The 18,635-nt window shown below is 71.9% G+C and carries 21 protein-coding genes; 14 read left to right on the plus strand and 7 right to left on the minus strand.

From position 1 onward, the window contains the following. The first annotated feature begins 68 nt into the window (after positions 1-68). The 4 genes from QYS60_RS15440 to QYS60_RS15455 are packed head-to-tail and all read left to right on the plus strand — an operon-like array spanning position 69 to position 3,564. The gene (locus tag QYS60_RS15440) at positions 69-935 is read left to right on the plus strand and encodes a biotin--[acetyl-CoA-carboxylase] ligase (RefSeq protein WP_371383585.1); all 867 of its coding nucleotides are present in this window, start codon (positions 69-71) and stop codon (positions 933-935) included. Between the two features lie 46 nt (positions 936-981). After that, a complete protein-coding gene (locus tag QYS60_RS15445) occupies positions 982-1,527 on the plus strand; it encodes a PH domain-containing protein (RefSeq protein WP_289382218.1) in 546 nt (181 codons plus the stop codon). A gap of 38 nt (positions 1,528-1,565) precedes the next feature. Beyond that, on the plus strand, positions 1,566-2,249 hold the full coding sequence (locus QYS60_RS15450; RefSeq protein WP_054372187.1) for a response regulator transcription factor: 684 nt from the start codon (positions 1,566-1,568) through the stop codon (positions 2,247-2,249). A gap of 10 nt (positions 2,250-2,259) precedes the next feature. Next, positions 2,260-3,564 (plus strand): HAMP domain-containing sensor histidine kinase, encoded by a 1,305-nt coding sequence (locus QYS60_RS15455; RefSeq protein WP_054372188.1) that lies wholly within the window; start codon positions 2,260-2,262, stop codon positions 3,562-3,564. A gap of 46 nt (positions 3,565-3,610) precedes the next feature. On the opposite strand, the gene QYS60_RS15460 is transcribed toward QYS60_RS15455, so the two are convergent. Continuing rightward, on the minus strand, positions 3,611-4,159 hold the full coding sequence (locus QYS60_RS15460; protein ID WP_054372189.1) for a GtrA family protein: 549 nt from the start codon (positions 4,157-4,159) through the stop codon (positions 3,611-3,613). Positions 4,160-4,294: 135 nt separating this feature from the next. Here QYS60_RS15460 and QYS60_RS15465 point away from each other — a divergent pair, with 135 nt between their 5' ends. From QYS60_RS15465 to QYS60_RS15475, 3 genes are all read left to right on the plus strand, one after another. Continuing rightward, positions 4,295-5,590, plus strand: a complete 1,296-nt coding sequence (locus QYS60_RS15465; protein WP_371383586.1) for a 5-(carboxyamino)imidazole ribonucleotide synthase — start codon at positions 4,295-4,297, stop codon at positions 5,588-5,590. Next, the gene (gene purE, locus QYS60_RS15470; RefSeq protein WP_274521200.1) at positions 5,583-6,086 is read left to right on the plus strand and encodes a 5-(carboxyamino)imidazole ribonucleotide mutase; all 504 of its coding nucleotides are present in this window, start codon (positions 5,583-5,585) and stop codon (positions 6,084-6,086) included. The genes QYS60_RS15465 and purE overlap by 8 nt, the downstream gene beginning before the upstream one ends. An 82-nt stretch (positions 6,087-6,168) precedes the next feature. Continuing rightward, positions 6,169-6,516 (plus strand): hypothetical protein, encoded by a 348-nt coding sequence (locus QYS60_RS15475; RefSeq protein ID WP_003939091.1) that lies wholly within the window; start codon positions 6,169-6,171, stop codon positions 6,514-6,516. Here QYS60_RS15475 and QYS60_RS15480 read toward each other — a convergent pair. Next, positions 6,494-7,201 (minus strand): TIGR03089 family protein, encoded by a 708-nt coding sequence (locus QYS60_RS15480; protein WP_289381644.1) that lies wholly within the window; start codon positions 7,199-7,201, stop codon positions 6,494-6,496. The genes QYS60_RS15475 and QYS60_RS15480 overlap by 23 nt on opposite strands. 48 nt (positions 7,202-7,249) lie before the next feature. Next, a complete protein-coding gene (locus QYS60_RS15485; protein ID WP_371383587.1) occupies positions 7,250-8,779 on the minus strand; it encodes an LCP family protein in 1,530 nt (509 codons plus the stop codon). A 135-nt stretch (positions 8,780-8,914) separates the two neighbouring features. On the opposite strand from QYS60_RS15485, the gene rfbD reads away from it, so the two are divergent. The 4 genes from rfbD to QYS60_RS15505 are packed head-to-tail and all read left to right on the plus strand — an operon-like array spanning position 8,915 to position 12,571. Then, on the plus strand, positions 8,915-9,775 hold the full coding sequence (gene rfbD / locus QYS60_RS15490) for a dTDP-4-dehydrorhamnose reductase (RefSeq protein WP_054374220.1): 861 nt from the start codon (positions 8,915-8,917) through the stop codon (positions 9,773-9,775). 36 nt (positions 9,776-9,811) lie between these two features. Beyond that, entirely contained in the window at positions 9,812-10,717 is a 906-nt protein-coding gene (locus QYS60_RS15495; protein WP_289381646.1) for a glycosyltransferase family 2 protein, read from the plus strand. Further along, the gene (locus QYS60_RS15500) at positions 10,714-11,799 is read left to right on the plus strand and encodes a sugar phosphate nucleotidyltransferase (RefSeq protein WP_010594761.1); all 1,086 of its coding nucleotides are present in this window, start codon (positions 10,714-10,716) and stop codon (positions 11,797-11,799) included. The genes QYS60_RS15495 and QYS60_RS15500 overlap by 4 nt, the downstream gene beginning before the upstream one ends. A gap of 16 nt (positions 11,800-11,815) precedes the next feature. Further along, positions 11,816-12,571: an SGNH/GDSL hydrolase family protein gene (locus QYS60_RS15505; protein WP_371383588.1), complete on the plus strand. Its 756-nt coding sequence runs from the start codon at positions 11,816-11,818 to the stop codon at positions 12,569-12,571. Here QYS60_RS15505 and QYS60_RS15510 read toward each other — a convergent pair. Genes QYS60_RS15510 through cofD form a run of 3 tightly spaced genes read right to left on the minus strand, consistent with a single transcriptional unit; the run spans position 12,568 to position 15,501 of the window. Beyond that, complete coding sequence (locus QYS60_RS15510) at positions 12,568-13,131, minus strand: NUDIX hydrolase (RefSeq protein ID WP_371383589.1); 564 nt, start codon at positions 13,129-13,131, stop codon at positions 12,568-12,570. The two genes, QYS60_RS15505 and QYS60_RS15510, sit on opposite strands and share 4 nt — an antisense overlap. A 1-nt stretch (position 13,132) precedes the next feature. Then, entirely contained in the window at positions 13,133-14,515 is a 1,383-nt protein-coding gene (locus QYS60_RS15515) for a coenzyme F420-0:L-glutamate ligase (RefSeq protein WP_371383590.1), read from the minus strand. Further along, positions 14,512-15,501, minus strand: coding sequence for a 2-phospho-L-lactate transferase (gene cofD / locus QYS60_RS15520; RefSeq protein WP_371383591.1), 990 nt, complete (start codon positions 15,499-15,501; stop codon positions 14,512-14,514). The genes QYS60_RS15515 and cofD overlap by 4 nt, the downstream gene beginning before the upstream one ends. 402 nt (positions 15,502-15,903) lie before the next feature. On the opposite strand from cofD, the gene QYS60_RS15525 reads away from it, so the two are divergent. Further along, positions 15,904-16,167, plus strand: coding sequence for a WhiB family transcriptional regulator (locus QYS60_RS15525; protein ID WP_193788813.1), 264 nt, complete (start codon positions 15,904-15,906; stop codon positions 16,165-16,167). 4 nt (positions 16,168-16,171) lie between these two features. Here the strand turns inward: QYS60_RS15525 and QYS60_RS15530 are convergent, their stop codons facing one another. Next, positions 16,172-16,666, minus strand: a complete 495-nt coding sequence (locus tag QYS60_RS15530) for a metallopeptidase family protein (RefSeq protein WP_040784265.1) — start codon at positions 16,664-16,666, stop codon at positions 16,172-16,174. Between the two features lie 87 nt (positions 16,667-16,753). Between QYS60_RS15530 and QYS60_RS15535 the strand changes: the two genes are divergently transcribed. Further along, the gene (locus QYS60_RS15535; protein ID WP_193788811.1) at positions 16,754-17,149 is read left to right on the plus strand and encodes a DUF3499 domain-containing protein; all 396 of its coding nucleotides are present in this window, start codon (positions 16,754-16,756) and stop codon (positions 17,147-17,149) included. A 72-nt stretch (positions 17,150-17,221) separates the two neighbouring features. Then, the gene (locus QYS60_RS15540; RefSeq protein WP_371383592.1) at positions 17,222-18,589 is read left to right on the plus strand and encodes a phosphomannomutase/phosphoglucomutase; all 1,368 of its coding nucleotides are present in this window, start codon (positions 17,222-17,224) and stop codon (positions 18,587-18,589) included. Positions 18,590-18,635 lie beyond the last annotated feature (46 nt).

Genomic DNA, 18,635 nt, shown 5'->3' on the forward strand with positions numbered 1-18,635 from the left:
GCTTGTGTTGAATCATTGAACTGAAGCTACCGGCCAGTACGTTTCGCCGCCCATCCTAGGCTGTGCGGATGCCCACCGAACCCGAACCGCAGCGTCCGCCCGTCGGCCCCACGCCGGCGCGACACGAACTCGACGCCGAGCGGTTGCGCGCCGCCCTCGTGCGCGGCGCCGATCCCGACGCGTTCTACCGGCGCCTCGACGTGGTCACCGAGACCGCCTCCACCAACGCCGACCTGCTCGCGGCCGCCCGCGACCCCGGCACCGACCGCCGCGTGCTGCTCGCCGAGTTCCAGCACGGCGGCCGGGGCCGGCACTCGCGGGGATGGGCCGGCGTTCCCCGCGCCCAGGTGATCGTCTCGGTGCTGCTGCGCATGCCCGGCATCGACCTCGCCGATCTGGGCTGGCTGCCACTGCTGGCCGGCACCGCGACCGTCGACGCGATCCGCTCGGTCACCGGGGTGGATGCCGAGCTGAAATGGCCCAACGACGTGCTCGTCGGGGGCCGGAAAGTGGCCGGAATTCTCGCCGAGGTCGCCGGAACCCATCCCGAGCCCGTCGTGGTGGTCGGGATCGGGCTCAACGTCTCGCTCACCGAGGACGAGCTGCCGGTCCCCACCGCGACGTCGCTCGCGCTCGCCGGGGCGACCGATCTCGATCGCACCGCACTCGCCGAGGCGCTGCTGCGCGAACTCGCCCGCCGCTGGCAGCAGTGGTACGTCGCGGGCTGGGACGTCACCGGGCCGGCCGCCGCCTACCGCGAACGGTGCGGCACGCTCGGCCGTCGGGTGCGAGCGGTGCTGCCCGGCGACACGGAGCTGCACGGCGTGGCGGCCGACATCGACGAGCAGGGCCGCATCGTCATCACCCCGGACGACGGCGGCGAGCCGATCGCGGTGTCGGCCGGGGACATCACCCACCTGCGCCCGGTGCCCTGACCCGCACTCGAGCACCCCGCATCCCGGCTGTGCCATCGTGTCCGGCATGGGATACCCGGAGGACGCCCTCGCCGCCGAGGAACGGCTGCTGCTGCACCGGCACCCGCACTGGAAGATGCTCATCGTCCCGGCGGCGATCTTCGTGCTCGCCACCGCACTCGCCGGATTCCTGCTCGGCCTGAGCCAGGCCCGGCTCGACGGCTCCACCGCGAGCACCCTGACGATCGTGCTCGCGGTGGCGTGGGCGGCGATCGTCGCCTGGCAGTGCCTGGCGCCGCTCGTCGGCTGGTTGTCGACCCACTTCATCGTCACCGATCGGCGGGTTCTCGTCCGGCAGGGCGTGCTCACCCACTCCGGCATCGACATCCCGATGGGACGCATCAGCAACGTGCAGTTCCGGCACGGACTGCTGGACCGGATCCTGCGCACCGGCACCCTCGTCATCGTCTCCGCGGCCGACGATCCGCTCGAATTCGACGACATCCCCGACGTGCAGCGCGTGCATGCCCTGCTGTATCAGCAGGCGTTCCACGCCGACCCGGTGCCGGGCCGGGAGGAAAGACCCGACGGGCCGGGCCGCAAAGCCTGGTAACGCGCCGTGCGCCCGGCCCCGATCCGTACCCTGGATCCGTGACCGCAGTCCTGCTCGCCGAAGACGACGAAGCCATCGCCGCGCCCCTGTCCCGCGCGCTGGGCCGGGAGGGGTACGACGTCACCGTCGAACAGACCGGCCCCGACGCGCTCGAACGGGCGCTGTCCGGTGCGTACGAACTGCTCATCCTCGATCTCGGCCTGCCCGGCATCGACGGTCTCGAAGTGTGCCGGCAGATCCGTGCCCACCGCTCCGACCTCGCCGTCCTGATGCTCACCGCCCGCACCGACGAGGTCGACTTCGTCGTCGGTCTCGACGCCGGCGCCGACGACTACGTCGGCAAGCCCTTCCGGCTCGCCGAGCTCATGGCCCGCGTCCGGGCGCTGCTGCGCCGCCGCGGGGGTGGCGAGTCCGAGGACGTCGTCGAGGTCTCCGGGATCCGGCTCGAACGGGCGGCCCGGCGCGTGCTCGTCGACGGCTCCGAGGTCACCCTCGCCAACAAGGAATACGAACTGCTGCGGGTGCTGCTCGAGCATGCCGGCCAGGTGGTTTCCCGGGATGCCATCCTGCAGGAGGTCTGGGGCGACGCCGACCTGCGAGGTTCCAAGACCCTCGACATGCACATGTCCTGGCTGCGCCGCAAGATAGGCGACGAGGGCCCGGCCGGGGAACGACGCATCGCTACCGTCCGCGGTGTCGGCTTCCGGCTGAACACCGACTGACGGGGCCGGGGTGCGCAGCCGAATCCTGTTCGCGGTCCTCGCGGGCTCGCTGCTCGTGGCCCTGCTGCTCGGAGTCCCGCTCGCCTACACCGCCTGGCTGTTCGTCGAGGACACCGCACGCCGCGACCTGCAGGGCCGGCTCGAGCGCATGTCCGCGGAGGTCATCGCCCAGGAGGGCGCCGACGGACTGGTCGTCGGCGGACTCGACACCAGTTCCCTGCGGCTCGTCGTGCCCGACGGCGGCCGCCTCCTCGTCGTCTACCCGACCCCCGAGGACGCCGCGGCCCGGCTCGACATCGGTGCCGCCACGGTGCCCGACCCCCTCGTCGAGTCCCTGTCGATGGGAACATCGGGATCCCTGCGACTCGAGGCGCCGGCCGAGGACATGCGTCTGCTGCAGCGGCAGGTCCTCGTGGGGGTGACGCTGCTCGTGCTGCTGTCCGTGGCCGTCGGTGCCGTCGTCGCCGTCGTCACCGCGCGCCGGCTGGCCGATCCCTTGCGCGACGTCGCAGCGCGGGCGCGCCGGCTGGGCGAAGGCGACTTCCGGCCCGATCCGCGCCGGCACGGCATCCCCGAACTCGATCGCGTCTCGGACGTCCTCGATGCCGCCACCGTCGAGATCGCCGGCCGCCTGCAGCGGGAGCACGCCCTCGTCGGCGACGTCTCGCACCAGTTGCGGTCCCGGCTGACCGCGGTGCGGCTGCGTCTCGACGAGCTGTCCACCCACACCGACCCGGCCGTCGTCGAGGAAGCCGAGGAAGCGATGCGCCAGGTGGACCGGCTCACCACCGCCATCGACGAACTGGTCCGCGCGTCCCGCAACAGCGGTTCCGAGCTGCGCACCGAGGTGTCCGTCGTCGGGGAGCTGACCGGGGTGATCGCGGACTGGCGCGGCCCCTACAAGGAGGCGGGGCGGGAACTGCACCTGAGCGGAGATCCGTCGCTGCGCAGCCGGGTGACCGGATCCCGGCTGCGCGAGGCCGTCGCGGTGCTGGTCGACAACGCGCTCATGCACGGCGACGGGACGTGCACGGTGTCCGTGCGGCGGGTCTCGACCCTCGGCGGGGGATCGACCGTGTGCGTGGAGGTCACCGACGAGGGGGACGGTGTCAGCGACGAGCTGGCACCGCACATCTTCGACCGCGGCTTCTCCGGTACCGGCTCGACCGGAGTGGGACTGGCCCTCGCCCGGGCTCTTACCGAGGCCGACGGCGGGCGCCTGGAACTGCAGCGCCGCCGGCCCGCCCTGTTCGCACTGTTCCTCGGGTCCACCCGCGACGAGTCCACCCACCCGGGGATCCGGGAACCGCGCTGAACCGGAAGTGGCTCCTGACCTGCAATGGGGGCAGGGCGGGACCCGGTCAGGAGTGTCCCAGGCCTTCCTCGGCGAACTCCTCGTGCCCGGGAACCTCGTCCCCGTCCGGATTCATCTCCTCGGGGAACACGAAGCGGCGGAAGCACCAGAACCGGAACACCATCTGCAGCAGATTGCCGATGATGTACGCGCTGACGAAGTCGGCGATGTTCTCGACGGTGAGACTGACGTCCGGCACCCGCAGGTCGAACACGTAGCTCGAGATCCACAGCGGGATGAAGCTGAGGACCACGCCGATGCCGCTGACGGCGAAGAACAGCAGTGCCTCGTGGTGCCGTTCCCGGCCGCCCCGGTTCTTGAACGACCACTCCCGGTTGAGGACGTACGAGCAGATCACCGCGATCACCCCGGCGATGACCTTGGCGGTCACCGGCTTCTCCTCGAGCACCGTGAGCTTGAGGGTGTAGAAGATGACCGAGTCGACGACGAAGGTGGTGCCACCGACGATCGCGAACTTGATCAACTCGTGGTGCCGCAGCAACAGCCCCCGGAGAGGCTCGGGGACTCGGTTCACGGCCGCATCGACGAAAGACACCCGGACGAGTCTACGAAACCGTGGCCCGAAGGCACGAACCCGCCGGTGGATTATCAGCTTTACCACAGGAACGCGGGGGTGTCGCGTGGGAGCGCGGCGCCACCCCCGGCGCCCGCTGTGACACCATGGTGAGCCGTGACCGCTACACCCCCGGACTCGGCCGCCGCGACTCCCGCCCCCGCGGCCGGTGACACCCCCTCGCACACTCCCCGCACGCTGCCCGCCGGTATGCCGGTCGTCGCGATGGTCGGCGGCGGTCAGCTCGCCCGCATGACCCATCAGGCCGCGATCGCGCTCGGCCAGACCCTGCGGGTGCTGGCCGCGAGCCCGGACGATCCGGCCGCACGGGTCAGCCCCGACGTGGTGATCGGCAGCCACACCGACCTCGACGCGTTGCGCAGCGCCGCGACCGGCGCCCACGCCTTGACGTTCGACCACGAACATGTGCCCACCGAGCACCTCGAGGTGCTGCAGCGCGAAGGCGTCAGTGTGCAGCCGCCGCCGCAGGCCCTGATCTATGCGCAGGACAAGCTCGCGATGCGCCGGCGCCTCGCGGAGCTCGGCGCTCCGGTGCCGCCGTTCGCGGAGCTCACCTCGGTCGAGGACCTCACGGCCTTCGGCGACGAGCACGGCTGGCCCGTCGTGATCAAGGCGGCCCGCGGCGGCTACGACGGTCGCGGGGTGTGGATCATCGGCGACGCGGACGAGGCGCAGCGGATCGTCGCGGAGCAACTCGCCGCCGGGGTGCCCCTCATCGCCGAAGAGAAGGTCTCGTGGCGGCGGGAGCTGTCCGCGATGGTCGCGCGCTCGCCGTTCGGGCAGGGCGCGAGCTGGCCCGTGGTCGAGACCGTGCAGCTGAACGGGCAGTGCGCCGTCGTCATCGCGCCCGCCCCGAACCTGCGGGCCGACGTCGAAGCCGCCGCCGAACAGCTGGCCCTGCGCATCGCCGCCGAGCTCGGCGTGGTCGGGGTCATGGCCGTCGAGCTCTTCGAGACCGAGACCGGCGAGCTGATCGTCAACGAACTCGCGATGCGGCCGCACAACTCCGGTCACTGGGGCATGGACGGCGCCCGCACCGGCCAGTTCGAGCAGCACCTGCGTGCGGTGCTGGACTACCCGCTCGGCGACACGTCGCCGATCGCGCCGGTGACGGTGATGGCGAACGTGCTCGGCGCCCCCGAAGCGCCCGAGATGAGCATGGACGAGCGGCTGCACCACCTGTTCGCCCGGATGCCCGACGTGCATGTGCACCTCTACGGCAAGGGGGAGCGCAAGGACCGCAAGATCGGGCACGTCAACGTGCTCGGGGACGCGACCGGGTCGATCGACGACCCGCAGTACGTGGCGGCGGTGCGCGAACGCGCGGAGCGCGCGGCGCACTGGCTCTCGCACGGAGTGTGGACCGACGGATGGGATTCTCACGGTGACTGACGGAGCACAGGTCGGCCTGATCATGGGCAGCGACTCGGACTGGCCGACGATGGAGGCTGCGGCCGAGGCGCTCGTCGAGTTCGGCATCCGCTTCGAGGTGGGGGTCGTCTCGGCCCACCGCACCCCGCAGCGCATGCTCGACTACGCCCGCGACGCCGCCGGACGTGGCATCAAGGTGATCATCGCCGGTGCGGGCGGCGCCGCGCACCTGCCGGGCATGGTCGCCTCCGCGACGCCCCTTCCGGTGATCGGCGTGCCGGTGCCGCTGAAGTACCTCGACGGCATGGACTCGCTGCTGTCGATCGTGCAGATGCCCGCCGGGGTGCCCGTCGCGACCGTCTCCATCGGCGGAGCCCGCAACGCCGGGCTGCTCGCCGCCCGCATCCTCGGCGCGGCCGACCCCGCGCTGCGGGAACGGATGGAACAGTTCCAGGCGGGCCTCGAGCAGATGGTGCTCGAGAAGGACGACGCGTTGCGGCAGAAGCTGCTCGGCTGACTTCGTGCACGTACGCGCGCGTTTCGGTCGTCCGCGCTCGAAATCGAGCGCGCGGACGACCGCGCGCCGCGCGGATCGTGCTGTGCGCGCGGTGACGGCCCTGGCTCTGCTGTGGGCGCGCGCGTGGGGCGGCCGCATCGACTTCGACGACGAGTTCGGTCTCTACGTCTGCAGCGGGATGCGCGGCGGCTACGCCCGCTCGGGTACGACGATCGGCGGGGCGTTCCTCACCGGCCGGTCACCGTCGCGGCGGATCCTGCGGCACGAGGCGGTCCACGCCGATCAGTGGGCGCGGCACGGCGTCGGGTTCGCGATCCGGTATCTCCGGGAGGAGTTGCGCCGTCCCGGTGCCCGCAACCGGTTCGAGATCGAGGCCGGCCTCGCCGACGGTGGCTACACCGGCGGGGTCAACCGTCCAGACGGGCGGTGATCTTCTCGCTCTCGGCCCGCCGGTCCGTGGCTGCCGGATCCGGATTGCTCACCTGCACCAGCGATGCGCCGACGGCGAGGACGGCGAGCAGGCCCTCGATCAGTGCCTGCGGGGTGCTCCAGTCGCGGCTCGAGAGCACCCGGTCCGCACCCGTGATGCCTGCGGCCGCGGCGGCCTCCCGGGCTGCCGCCGCGACCTCGTCGGCCGTCCGGCCGTCGAGCACCGGCCCGCCGTCCCCGGCGGAGCGGAACTGGTCACCGTGCACGCGCACGTGCGTCGCATAGTCGGTGACCCCCACCGGCAGGTCCGGCACGGGCCGGCCGAAGGCGTCGAGCGAGAGGACCGCGACCTCGGCAGCGTCCGCGACTTCGTCGAGACGGTCCACGGTGACCAGCGCGAGGTCCGCGTCGTCGGGTTCGAGCACCACCTCGGCACCGGCCCACCACGCGCCGAGCAGGACCGCGGCACTCTGCCAGTGCGCCGGGAGCAGGACGGCCACCCGCCCGCCGGGCAGCAGGCCGAACTCGTCGCGCACCATGTTCGCCGTCTTGGCGGCCCAGTTCGCGAGGGTGACCGCGGACAGCTCGATCCGGGCGCCGGACACGTCGTCGTACCACGTGATGCGGGGGCCGGCCGGATCGGCGGCCAGGATCGGATCGAGCAGGGTGTCGGTCAGCGTGGTCACGGCGTCCTCATCCTTCGGTTCACACAGTCCTTCGGTTCACACAGTCCTTCAGTTCACACAGCGAGGGCCCGTGGAGCCGGCATCGATCGGCGGGCCGGGTGGAACCGATGTGGGGGCGGCCCCGGCGCTCACGAGTTCCGATCCGGAGGCCACGGAGGTGACGCTCGCGTCCGCGCCCGGACCCGCGTAGTCCTCGGTGAGCACCACTCGCACCGTGTCGGCGTCGAGCGACGGGTCGGCGGCGGTGGCCAGGCCGCCGAGTGCCTCGGCGACAGCACGCGCCTGGTCGGACCGGGGGTCGGCGGCGAAGACCGTCGACTCGTCCACCGCGCGGCCGGTGTGGTTGCCCACACCGCCCTCGACGAAGCCGTCACCGACGAGTGCGGCCGCAACGCGGGAGGCCAGACCGGCGACACCGCCGGCGTTCGCGACGTCCACCGTGATCGTGCCGGCCTCGACGTCCGGCGCCGGGTCCGTCGTGGACTGCGACCCGTCGTCGTCCGGATCGACGAGGTCGGCGACGAAGCTGCGCACCTCCTCCGGGTCCACCTGCACCACGGATTCGCCGTAGTCGGTCATCGCGTTGAGGTCCTGGACTGGGATCGTCGAGAACTGCACGGCGCCGCCGGCCAGGTCCTGCATCCGGGTGGCCAGGTCGAGGATGTCCCAGTCGGAATCGAGGACCACCGACCGCTGCACAGCGGCGCTGAGTTGATTCAGCTTGGACGGGTTGCTCAGCGTCTTCGCGCTGAGCACCTTCTGCACGAGCGACGCCATGAACACCTGCTGCCGCACGATCCGGTCCAGGTCGCCGCGCGGCAGGTCGTGGCGCTGCCGGACGAAGCTCAGGGCGTCCGCACCGTCGAGGGTCTGCTCACCTGCGGGGAAGTTCGCCCCGGACAGCGGCTCGTCGACCGCGTTGTTCAGACAGACGTCGACGCCGCCGACGGCATCGGTGAGCAGCACGAACCCGAGCAGGCCGACCTCGGCATAGTGGTCGACGGTGATGCCGGTCAGGTCGGCCACCGACTCGACCAGCGCCTCCCGGCCCGCCTGCGTGGCCGCCTTCTCGGCAGCCGCGTCGGACTCACCCGCCTCGACGAGTCGCAGCCGCTCGGTCTCCTTGGTGGCACCGAACGCGGCGTTGATCTTCGACATGCCGATGTCGGGCACCTCGACGTAGGTGTCGCGGGGGATCGAGACGGCGGTCGCCGAGGTGCCGTCGAGCGGTACCCGGATCAGGATGATCGTGTCGGTGTTGTTGGCCACTTCCTCGCCGGCCCGCAGCGCGTCGAGTTCGCGCTGGGACAGTGGATTGCCGTGGGCGTCGGTGCGGCTGTCGGTGCCCACCAGCAGGATGTCGAGGGCGCCGTCCCGGCCGTCCCCCAGGGTGAGCCCACCCACGGTGGCGAGGGAGGACCGCAGCGAATCGACACCGCGCCACGCGACGCCGGTGGCGACCAGGGTGAGCGCCGCGGCGACGGCGACGGCGATCCGCAGCGGCCGACCGCGCAGGACCCCCGATCCTCCCCCCGCGTCGCGCGCCGGAGCTCGGCGTGTGGGCGGTTCTGGCGGCACCTGGCGGTCCTCTCGTCGGGCGTCGGCGGTCGCACTCAGGCTACTGCCGAGACGGCGGCCGTTGTGGCACCCGTCGCGGCGGCGTGCCCGGCTCGTACCGGGTGACAGCCGCCGCGGCATGCCACACTCGTGCCCGTGCAGACCGTTCTCGTCACCGGAGCCCGCGGACAACTGGGCCGTCACCTGCTCGCCCGCGGCGCCGCGGCCGGCCTCCGGATCCGGGGCGTCGGGTCGGAGGAGGCGGACATCACCGATCCCGGCGCCGTGGCCGCGCTCGTCGAACCCGGCGCCGTCGTGCTCAACTGCGCCGCCTACACCGCGGTGGACGCGGCCGAGACGCATCCCGAGGACGCCGCCGCGGTCAACGAGCACGGCCCTGCCAACCTGGCCGCCGCATGCGCCGCCGCCGGTGCGCACCTGATCCACGTGTCCACCGACTACGTGTTCGCCGGCGACGGGAACCGCCCGTACCGGGTCGACGATCCGACGGGGCCCCGCACCGTCTACGGCCGGACCAAGCTCGCCGGGGAGCGGGCGGTGCTCGACCGGCTACCGGGCGCCCACGTGGTGCGCACCGCGTGGCTCTACACCGGCGACGGCAACGACTTCGTCGCCACCATGCTCCGGCTCGAACGCGAACGCGACACGGTGCGCGTCGTCGACGACCAGGTGGGCTGCCCCACCTACGCCGCCGATCTCGCCGACGGGATCCTCGAACTCGCCGCCCGCGCGGGCACGGTGCCCGGCGGGATCCTGCACGCGACGAACTCCGGGGAGGCGAGCTGGTTCGATCTCGCCCGGGCAGTGTTCGCCGAGGCGGGCGCCGACCCGAGCCGTGTGCAGCCGTGCGGCAGCGACGAGTTCGTGCGGCCCGCACCCCGTCCGGCGTACTCCGTCCTCGACGGCAGCGCATGGGCCGCCACCGGGCTGACGCCGCTCCGGCCGTGGCGGCCGGCCCTGCATGCCGCGATCGGCGCCCTACGGGCCCGGGCGTGATTCGGCGCGGCCGCGGCCGGCGGCTAAGGTGACGGCGTGAGTTCGACGCTGACCGTGGTGACGGTGACCTACTCGCCCGGTGAGCATCTGGAGCACTTCCTGACCTCGCTGACCGGCGCGACGACCCTGCCCACCCGGGTGATCCTGGCGGACAACGGGTCCACCGACGGCGCTCCGGAAGAGGCCGCCGCGCGGCACCCGAACGTGCGGCTGCTGCACACCGGCGGCAACATCGGCTACGGCGGGGCCGTGAACCGGGCCGTCGCGGAGGTCGACCCGGCGGAGGAGTTCGTCGTCGTCGCCAATCCCGACGTGCGCTGGGGGCCCGGGTCGCTGGACCGGCTGCTCGAGGGGGCGCGTCGCTGGCCGCGGGCCGCGTCCCTGGGCCCGCTGATCCACGAGCCCGACGGCACCGTCTATCCGTCGGCGCGATCGGTGCCCGGGCTGGTCTCCGGCGCGGGGCACGCGCTGCTCGGCACGGTGTGGCCGAAGAACCCGTGGACGCAGCGGTACCGGCAGGAGAACGAATCCGTGTCGGAGCGGCCGGTGGGATGGCTGTCCGGCTCGTGCCTGCTGGTGCGGCGGGCGGCTTTCGACGCGGTCGACGGCTTCGACTCGCGCTATTTCATGTACATGGAGGACGTCGATCTCGGCGACCGGTTCGGCCGGGCGGGCTGGCTCAACGTGTACGTGCCCTCGGCGGAGGTCACGCACGCGAAAGGGCACGCTGCCGGCCGGCATCCCGAACTCATGCTTCCGGCCCACCACGAGAGCGCCTACCGGTTCCAGGCGGACCGGCACCCGCATCGGTGGCAGGCACCGCTGCGATGGACGCTGCGGGCCGGGCTCGCCGCCCGGTCGAGGATGTCGGTGGCCGCGGCGGCGCGCGAACGGGCGCGGACAGCCGAGGCGGGTAACACCACGGAACAGGGGACACGATGACGAACGATGCTGCGCCGCACACCGATGCGGTGATCCTGGTGGGCGGACAGGGAACCCGGCTGCGGCCGCTGACGCTGTCCGCGCCGAAGCCGATGCTGCCCACCGCCGGCGTGCCGTTCCTGACGCATCTGCTCACCCGCATCCGTGCGGCCGGCATCAAGCACGTGGTGCTCGGTACCTCGTTCAAGGCGGAGGTCTTCGAGGACTACTTCGGTGACGGCTCCGAACTGGGACTCGAGATCGAGTACGTCACCGAGGCCGAGCCGCTGGGCACCGGCGGCGGCATCCGCAACGTCCTGCCGAGGTTGCGGGCCGACAACGTCATGGTCTTCAACGGTGACGTTCTCGGGGGAACGGATCTCGGCGCGGTGCTCGACACCCACCTGCGCACCGACGCCGACGTGACGCTGCATCTGGTGCGCGTGGGCGACCCGCGTGCGTTCGGGTGTGTGCCCACCGACGAGGAAGGCCGGGTCACCGCATTCCTGGAGAAGACGCAGGATCCGCCGACGGACCAGATCAACGCAGGCTGCTACGTCTTCAAGCGCGAGATCATCGAGTCGATCCCCGAGGGTCGTCCGGTGTCCGTCGAACGCGAGGTCTTTCCGTCTCTGCTGGCGGAGGGCCGCCGGGTGTACGGGCACGTCGACGCGGCCTACTGGCGGGACATGGGCACACCGGAGGACTTCGTGCGGGGCTCGGCCGATCTGGTGCGGGGTATCGCGCCGTCGCCGGCCCTCGGTGGGCAGCGGGGCGAATCCCTCGTCCATCCCGGTGCCTCCGTCGCGCCCGGCGCCCTGCTGATCGGTGGCACGGTCGTCGGCCGCGGTGCCGAGATCGGTGCCGGCGCGCGTCTGGACGGTGCGGTGATCTTCGACGGCGCGCGGGTCGAGGCCGGGGCGGTGATCGAGCGGTCCATCATCGGATTCGGGGTCCGCGTCGGCCCCCGCGCCCTGATCCGCGACGGCGTCATCGGCGACGGTGCCGACATCGGGGCGCGCTGCGAGCTGCTGCGTGGCGCCCGGGTCTGGCCCGGGGTGCAGATCCCCGACGGCGGGATCCGTTTCAGCACCGACGTATAGCACGGGGGGATCCGCAGTGAAGTTCGAACGGTATGTGGCACTGGGGGATTCGTTCACCGAAGGCGTCGGGGACCCGGATCCGGCCCGGCCCAACGGGTTGCGGGGCTGGGCGGATCTCGTCGCCGAGGAACTCGCCCGCGACAACCCGGGATTCGGATACGCCAACCTCGCCGTGCGCGGACGACTGCTGCGCCCGATCCTCGACGAACAGCTCGACGCGGCCGTGGCGATGCGGCCCGACCTGGTGACGATCTATGCCGGCGGCAACAACCTGATGCGCCCGAAGCTCGATCTCGACGCGCTGGCCGCCGAGTACGACGAGGCGGTCGGCAAGCTCGCTGCGACGGGTGCCCGGGTGCTCGTGTGGACGGCCTACGACGGCAGCTGGGCGCCGGTGTTCCGGATCCTGCGCGGGCGCTGGGCCGTCTACAACGAGCTCGTCCGCGAGATCGCCGACCGGCACGGTGCGACGATCGTCGACTTCTGGCGTTTCGCGGAGTACCGCGACCTGCGGATGTGGGATTTCGACCGGCTCCACATGTCGGCGGCCGGGCACCGGAACATGGCGATCCGCGTGCTCGATCTCCTCGGCGCGGCACACACGCTCACTCCGGCCGAGTTCGAGGCCGCGCCGGTGGTGTCCGCGGCGAAACGGGCCGAGGACCGCCGGTGGGCGCGGGAATTCCTGATTCCCTGGCTCGGGCGGCGCGTGCGCGGCACGTCCTCCGGGGACGGTGTCGCGCCGAAACGCCCCACGCTGCAACCGGTCTAACCGGCCGCCCGGAAGCGTGCGCCCGCGAGAGCGAGCAGGTGCCCGAGGGTGTCGTGCTCGGCCTCGGGCGGCAGCGCGTCGACGGGCCACCATCGCAGGTCCGTCGATTCCGTGCTCCGGACGGCTACGGCTCCCGGTGGCGCGACGACGAGGAACCGCAGGTCGAGGTGCCGGGTCGGGCGGCCGAGCGAGCAGGTGATCGGGTGGGTGTGCGCGGAGAGCAGTCCCGGGTCGATGGTCAGATCCGCGATTCCGGACTCCTCGGTCGCCTCCCGCAGCGCCGCGTCGACGACCGTCTCGTCGGATTCCTCGCAGTGCCCACCGAGCTGGATCCACCGTCCCACCCGGGGATGCAGGGTCAGCAGCACGTGCCGCCGGTCGGCATCGAGCACGAGCGACGACGCCGTGACGTGTCCGGGGACGTGCCGGCGCAGACATCCCTCGGGGGCGGCGTCGAGAAATGCGAGCATGGTGTGCCGCAGCGACTCCGCGTCCGCCGAATCGGTCCGCCAGGCCTGCAGCCGGTCGACGGCCGAGGCGTGCAGCGTGGACGCGGTCATCTCACAGCTCCAGCAGCCGGTCGCCGGCCGCGGGGGCGACGCGCGGCGTCGCCGGCTCGAGGGGATGTCCGACCGCGATCGCGCCGAGCGGCGACCAGTCCGCGGGCAGGCCGAGTTCACGCCGCACGACGTCCGGGGCGAAGATCGTCGACCCGATCCAGCAGCTGCCGAGCCCGCGGACGGCGAGTGAGACCAGCAGCCCCTGTACGGCGGCGCCGGCGGCGACGGTGAACATCGTGGCCTCGGCGGCGGTACGCCGGGCGTCGGGGTAGCGGTGGGCGCCGTCGGGAACCCAGAACGGGATCACCACTTCGGGCGCGTCGTAGAGGATCGCGCCGCGGCCCACCCGTCGGTCGATCGCCGCCGGTGCGAGCCCGTCACCGGCGAGGTCGGCGGCCCAACGTTCGCGCATGCGGTCGAGCAGCCGGCGGCGCACCTGCTCGGTGCGGACCCAGACGAACCGCACCGGGTGGGTGTGGTGCGGCGCGGGAGCGGTGAGAGCCTCGGCGACGGCGTCGCGCAGATCTTCGGGATCGACCGGTTCCGAGGAGAATTCCCGCACCGACCGCCGCAGCAACAGCGCCTCGCGGCGGCCTCGCTCGAGTGCCTCGGCGGTGCCGAGCCAGAACAGGTCGTCCTCGCCGCGACGGACGAGTTGCCGGGCGGTGGAACCGTTGTCGGGCAGGTCGAGGCCACGGATCACCGCGACCGGGACACCGCCCAGCTTCCCCTTGACGAGGTCGCCCGCGGCCGCGATCTCGTCGGCGACGGCGACGGAGGTGACGAACAGTTCGTTGCCCTGTCCGTCACGGGATCCCGCGTACTCGTGCAGGACCGGGATTCCGGCCGCCCCGATCGCGGCGTCGGTCTGGCCGACGCGCCAGGCCCGGCCCATCGTGTCGGTCACGACCACGGCGACGCTCACACCGAGCAGCGCCTGCAGACGCTCGCGCAGAGCCGCGGCGCTCGCATCGGGATCCTCGGGCAGCAGGGCGAGTTCCGAGGCGGCGACATTCGAGCCGTCGATCCCGGAAGCGGCCTGCACGATCCCGAGCCGGTTCTCGGTGATGAGCGTGCGTCCCTTGCGCGCGAGCACGCGCACCGCCTCCTGGTCGACCAGGCGGCGGCGGAGCGCATCGCGGGCCTCGGGGTCGGTGGGGGAGTCCACGATGCGGCCCTCGACCTTGGAGAAGATCTTGCTCGTGACGACGAGGACGTCTCCGTCGGCGAGCCAGGGCGCGGCGGCGGCGAGCGCGGTGGCGAGGTCGTCGCCGGGTCGGAACTCGGGCAGGCCGGGCACCGGGAGGATCTCGATCGGCCGTCCGGGGGAGTGGTCGCGCACCCCGGCGGCGGTACCGACGGCCGTGTCGGAGGGCGTGGTCACAGCGTCACTCCTGCCAGTTCGAGTGCGGCGCGAGCCATTTCGGCTGTCGCGTCGGGATCGGTCATGAGCAGCGGCACGCTGCGCACCTCGACGCCGGGCACGTCGGCGGCGTCGGTGGAGTGGATCAGCCAGCCGTCGAGCAGGCCTGCGCCGCTGCGGGCGCCGTAGTGCCGTCCCACGCCCTGGGCGGTGGTCTCGACGCCGATCACGCCGAGGCAGGCGTCGGCCATGCCGCGCAGCGGTTTTCCGTCGATCACCGGCGACAGTCCGACGATCTTCGCGGACGTGGTGCGCAGCGCGCCGCGCAGTCCGGGGATCGCGAGGATCGCGCCGATGCTCACCACCGGGTTGGAGGGGGCGAGGATCACCACGTCCGCCGAGTCGATCGCCTCGAGCACACCCGGTGCGGGGGCGGCCTTCTCGGCGCTGATGTGCGCGAAGCTGTGCGTGGGCACCTGGGCGCGGTGCCGGACCCACCATTCCTCGAAGTGCACGGCGCGTTGCTCGCCGTCGGCCGGATCGGTGATGACGACGTGGGTCTCGCTGCGGTCGTCGGAGACCGGGAGGAGGGCGACGCCCGGTTTCCAGCGGTCGCACAGCGCCTCGGTCACGGCCGAGAGCGGGTACCCGGCGTTCAGCAACTGGGTGCGCAGCAGGTGGGTCGCGATGTCGCGGTCCCCGAGGCCGAACCAGTCCGGTGTCGCTCCGTACGCCGCCAGCTCCTCCTTCGCGTGCCAGGTCTCGTCGGCCCGGCCCCATCCGCGTTCGGTGTCGATCCCGCCGCCGAGGGTGTACATGCACGTGTCCAGGTCGGGGCAGATGCGCAGCCCGTGCATCCAGACGTCGTCGCCGACGTTGACGATCGCGGTCACCCGGTGCGCGGCGTCGGGGTCGAGGTCGCGGCCGGGTTCGATGCCGAGGAGCCGGCGCACGCCGGTGAGAAAACGCGCACCTCCGACGCCGCCGACCAATACAGTCACGTTCACAGGGCAAGCGTAGGCGGTGCGCCGCGAGGGCTGCCGGGGTGCCTGCGCACCCGGGCGGCAGGTGCGCAGCGGCGCGGAGGAGAACCCCGGATGGTAAGACAGCGGCGGCGCTCGGCTTGACCGCGACACGCCCCACGTGTCTAATCACATAAGTGTCATTTCCAGTGAACCGGAGCCGAGATCGGTTGTGGCGAACTGCATTCGAACGCATGTTCGATGGGGGTGGCGCGGAGTGGGCCGGTTTCGACGAGAGTTGCAGCGCTGCAGGTGAGGAGGCGAACGATGGCCGACGAGCGCGAATGGTTCGAGAGCTCTCGGATCGACACTGCAGGCATCGACACTGCAGGCGAGGACGTCCGGGACGACATCGACGGCATCGGGGGGGACGCGCCTGCGCGGCCCGTGCTCAGTCTGATCGATGGTTTCGGCGACCCGTCCGACGGTGCCGACGAACAGTGGCAGGAACGCGCCTTGTGCGCGCAGACGGATCCCGAGGCGTTCTTCCCTGAGAAAGGGGGATCGACCCGGGAGGCGAAGCGGATCTGCTTGGGGTGCGAGGTGCGGGACGAATGTCTCGAGTACGCGCTGGCCAACGACGAACGCTTCGGCATCTGGGGTGGTCTGTCGGAGCGGGAGCGCCGGCGCCTCAAGCGCGGCATCGTCTGAGGCGTCAGTCCTCGTCGAAACCGCCGAGTTCGGGGTCGACGACCTCGGGCTCGACGCCGAGGTACGTCGCGACCTGGTGTACGAGCACGTCGTGCACCAGGTCGGTGAGATCCTCGGGATCCTTCGCCCGCAGTTCCAGCGGGCGGCGGAAGAGCACGATCCGGGCCCGCGTCGCCGCGCCGCGCCGGTCGATCCCTGCGGGGACGAGCCGCGACAGCGGCACCGGGCCGTCCGCGACCACCTCCGACGGCCAGTTCACCGAGTCCGGGTCGAGGGCGCGGATCTTGGGCACCTCGTCGACGGCGATGTCGAGCTTGGTCAGCCGGTCGTGCCACTGTGCGTCGATCGGCGCGAAGGCCCCCAGCACGAGCAGATCGAACTTCTCCGCGCGCGAGCGCCACGCCGGCACCTCGTGCGGGAACAGCGGGCCGCGCACACCGCGGCCGCGACGGGCGACCGAGCGGGACGTCACGGGTCTGGGACGGCGCGATCGGGGCATGCCTGGACAGTACGACACGCAAATCCGAACCCGCTTCTCCGGTGTGTCCGGATAGTCCCGGAGCGCACGGCGCGCTACTCTCCGACTGTGAGATCACTGCGTCGATGCTGCCGGCCTGGGTGCAAGAACCCTGCTGTTGCGACGCTGACCTACGTGTACTCGGACTCCACCGCGGTCGTCGGTCCCCTGGCAACGGTCGCCGAGCCCCACTCGTGGGATCTGTGCGAATCGCACGGCTCGCGGATCACCGCCCCGAAGGGGTGGGAGCTGGTCCGTTACGAGGGCGCCTTCACCGCCGGGACTCCGGACGAGGACGACCTGACCGCACTGGCCGAGGCGGTGCGCGAAGCCGGACTCGGCGAGCGGGGCCGCACCGACTCCGACGACACCGATTCCGGTGTCCCCACCACCCTGGCCGCACCCCCCACCGCCCGCACCGGCCGTCGTGGCCATCTGCGCGTGTTGCCCGATCCCACGTCCTGATCGCCGCGCACTAGGCTGACCGTGCCCCGCCGCGGAGGCGGCGGCGCCAGTCGACGATCAGGAGCAGCAACAGTGGCGAGAACTGCCGAGTCCGTGTCCGCCGTGGTCAAGGCGTACGACGTGCGTGGCCTGGTGGGAGAACAGCTCGACGCCGGATTCGTCCGGGACGTCGGAGCCTCCTTCGCTCGCCTGATGCGCGACGGCGGCGCCACCCGCGTCGTGATCGGCCACGACATGCGCGCATCGTCCCCGGAGCTGGCCGAGGCCTTCGCCGCCGGCGTCACCGCCCAGGGAGTCGACGTCGTCCACATCGGCTTGGCCTCCACCGATCAGCTGTACTTCGCGTCCGGGATCCTCGAGGCTCCCGGCGCCATGTTCACCGCGAGCCACAACCCGGCGCGCTACAACGGGATCAAGCTGTGCCGGGCCGGGGCCAAGCCGGTCGGACAGGAGACCGGGCTCGCCACCGTCACGGCCGAACTCGTCGCCGGCGTCCCGGACTTCGACGGTGCCCCCGGCACCGTCACCGAGCGGGACGTGCTCGCCGACTACGCCGCGTTCGTCCGCTCGCTGGTGGACCTGTCCGCGATGCGCCCGCTCCGGGTTGCCGTCGACGCCGGCAACGGTATGGGCGGGCACACGGTGCCCGCGGTGTTCGGTGCGCTCCCGATCGACCTGGTGCCGCTGTACTTCGAACTCGACGGAACCTTCCCCAACCACGAGGCCAATCCGCTCGATCCCGCCAACCTGGTGGACCTGCAGAAGCTGGTGCGCGACTCGGGTGCCGACCTCGGCCTCGCGTTCGACGGTGACGCCGACCGCTGCTTCGTCGTCGACGAGCGCGGTGAGCCGGTCACGCCGTCGGCGGTCACCGCGCTGGTGGCCTCGCGCGAGCTCGCGAAGGAACCCGGATCGACGATCATCCACAACCTCATCACCTCCCGCGCGGTGCCCGAGCTCGTCACCGAACTCGGGGGCAAGCCCGTCCGCACCCGCGTCGGGCACTCGTTCATCAAGCAGCAGATGGCCGAGACGGGGGCCGTGTTCGGCGGTGAGCATTCGGCGCACTACTACTTCCGCGACTTCTGGGGCGCGGACTCGGGCATGCTCGCGGCCCTGCACGTGCTCGCCGCGCTCGCCGGCCAGGACCGGCCCCTGTCCGAGCTGATGCGCGAATACGACCGGTACGCCGCGTCCGGGGAGATCAACTCCACCGTCGACGACGCCGCGGAGCGCACCGCCGCAGTGCTCGAGGCCTTCGGCGACCGCGCCGAAGCAGTCGACCGGCTCGACGGCGTCACCGTCGATCTCGCCGACGGTGCCTGGTTCAACCTGCGGGCCTCCAACACCGAGCCCCTGCTGCGACTCAACGTCGAGGCCCGCACGGCGGAGCAGGTCGACGCGCTGGTGAGGGAAATCCTGGCGATCGTGCGCGCGTGACGGAAGTATCCGTGGCGGGGATAATCGAGTTCCCGGGGCTCGGTCC

Origin of the sequence: Rhodococcus sp. GXMU-t2271 (assembly GCF_041414735.1) — a bacterium.
GTDB classification, from domain to species: Bacteria; Actinomycetota; Actinomycetes; order Mycobacteriales; family Mycobacteriaceae; genus Rhodococcus; species Rhodococcus indonesiensis.

Coding starts and splice junctions, on each gene's coding strand:
- QYS60_RS15440 (WP_371383585.1), top strand. CDS start 69: ATGCCCACCGAACCCGAACCGCAGCGTCCGCCCGTCGGCCCCACGCCG.
- QYS60_RS15445 (WP_289382218.1), top strand. CDS start 982: ATGGGATACCCGGAGGACGCCCTCGCCGCCGAGGAACGGCTGCTGCTG.
- QYS60_RS15500 (WP_010594761.1), top strand. CDS start 10,714: ATGACGAACGATGCTGCGCCGCACACCGATGCGGTGATCCTGGTGGGC.
- QYS60_RS15510 (WP_371383589.1), bottom strand. CDS start 13,131: ATGACCGCGTCCACGCTGCACGCCTCGGCCGTCGACCGGCTGCAGGCC.
- QYS60_RS15530 (WP_040784265.1), bottom strand. CDS start 16,666: ATGCCCCGATCGCGCCGTCCCAGACCCGTGACGTCCCGCTCGGTCGCC.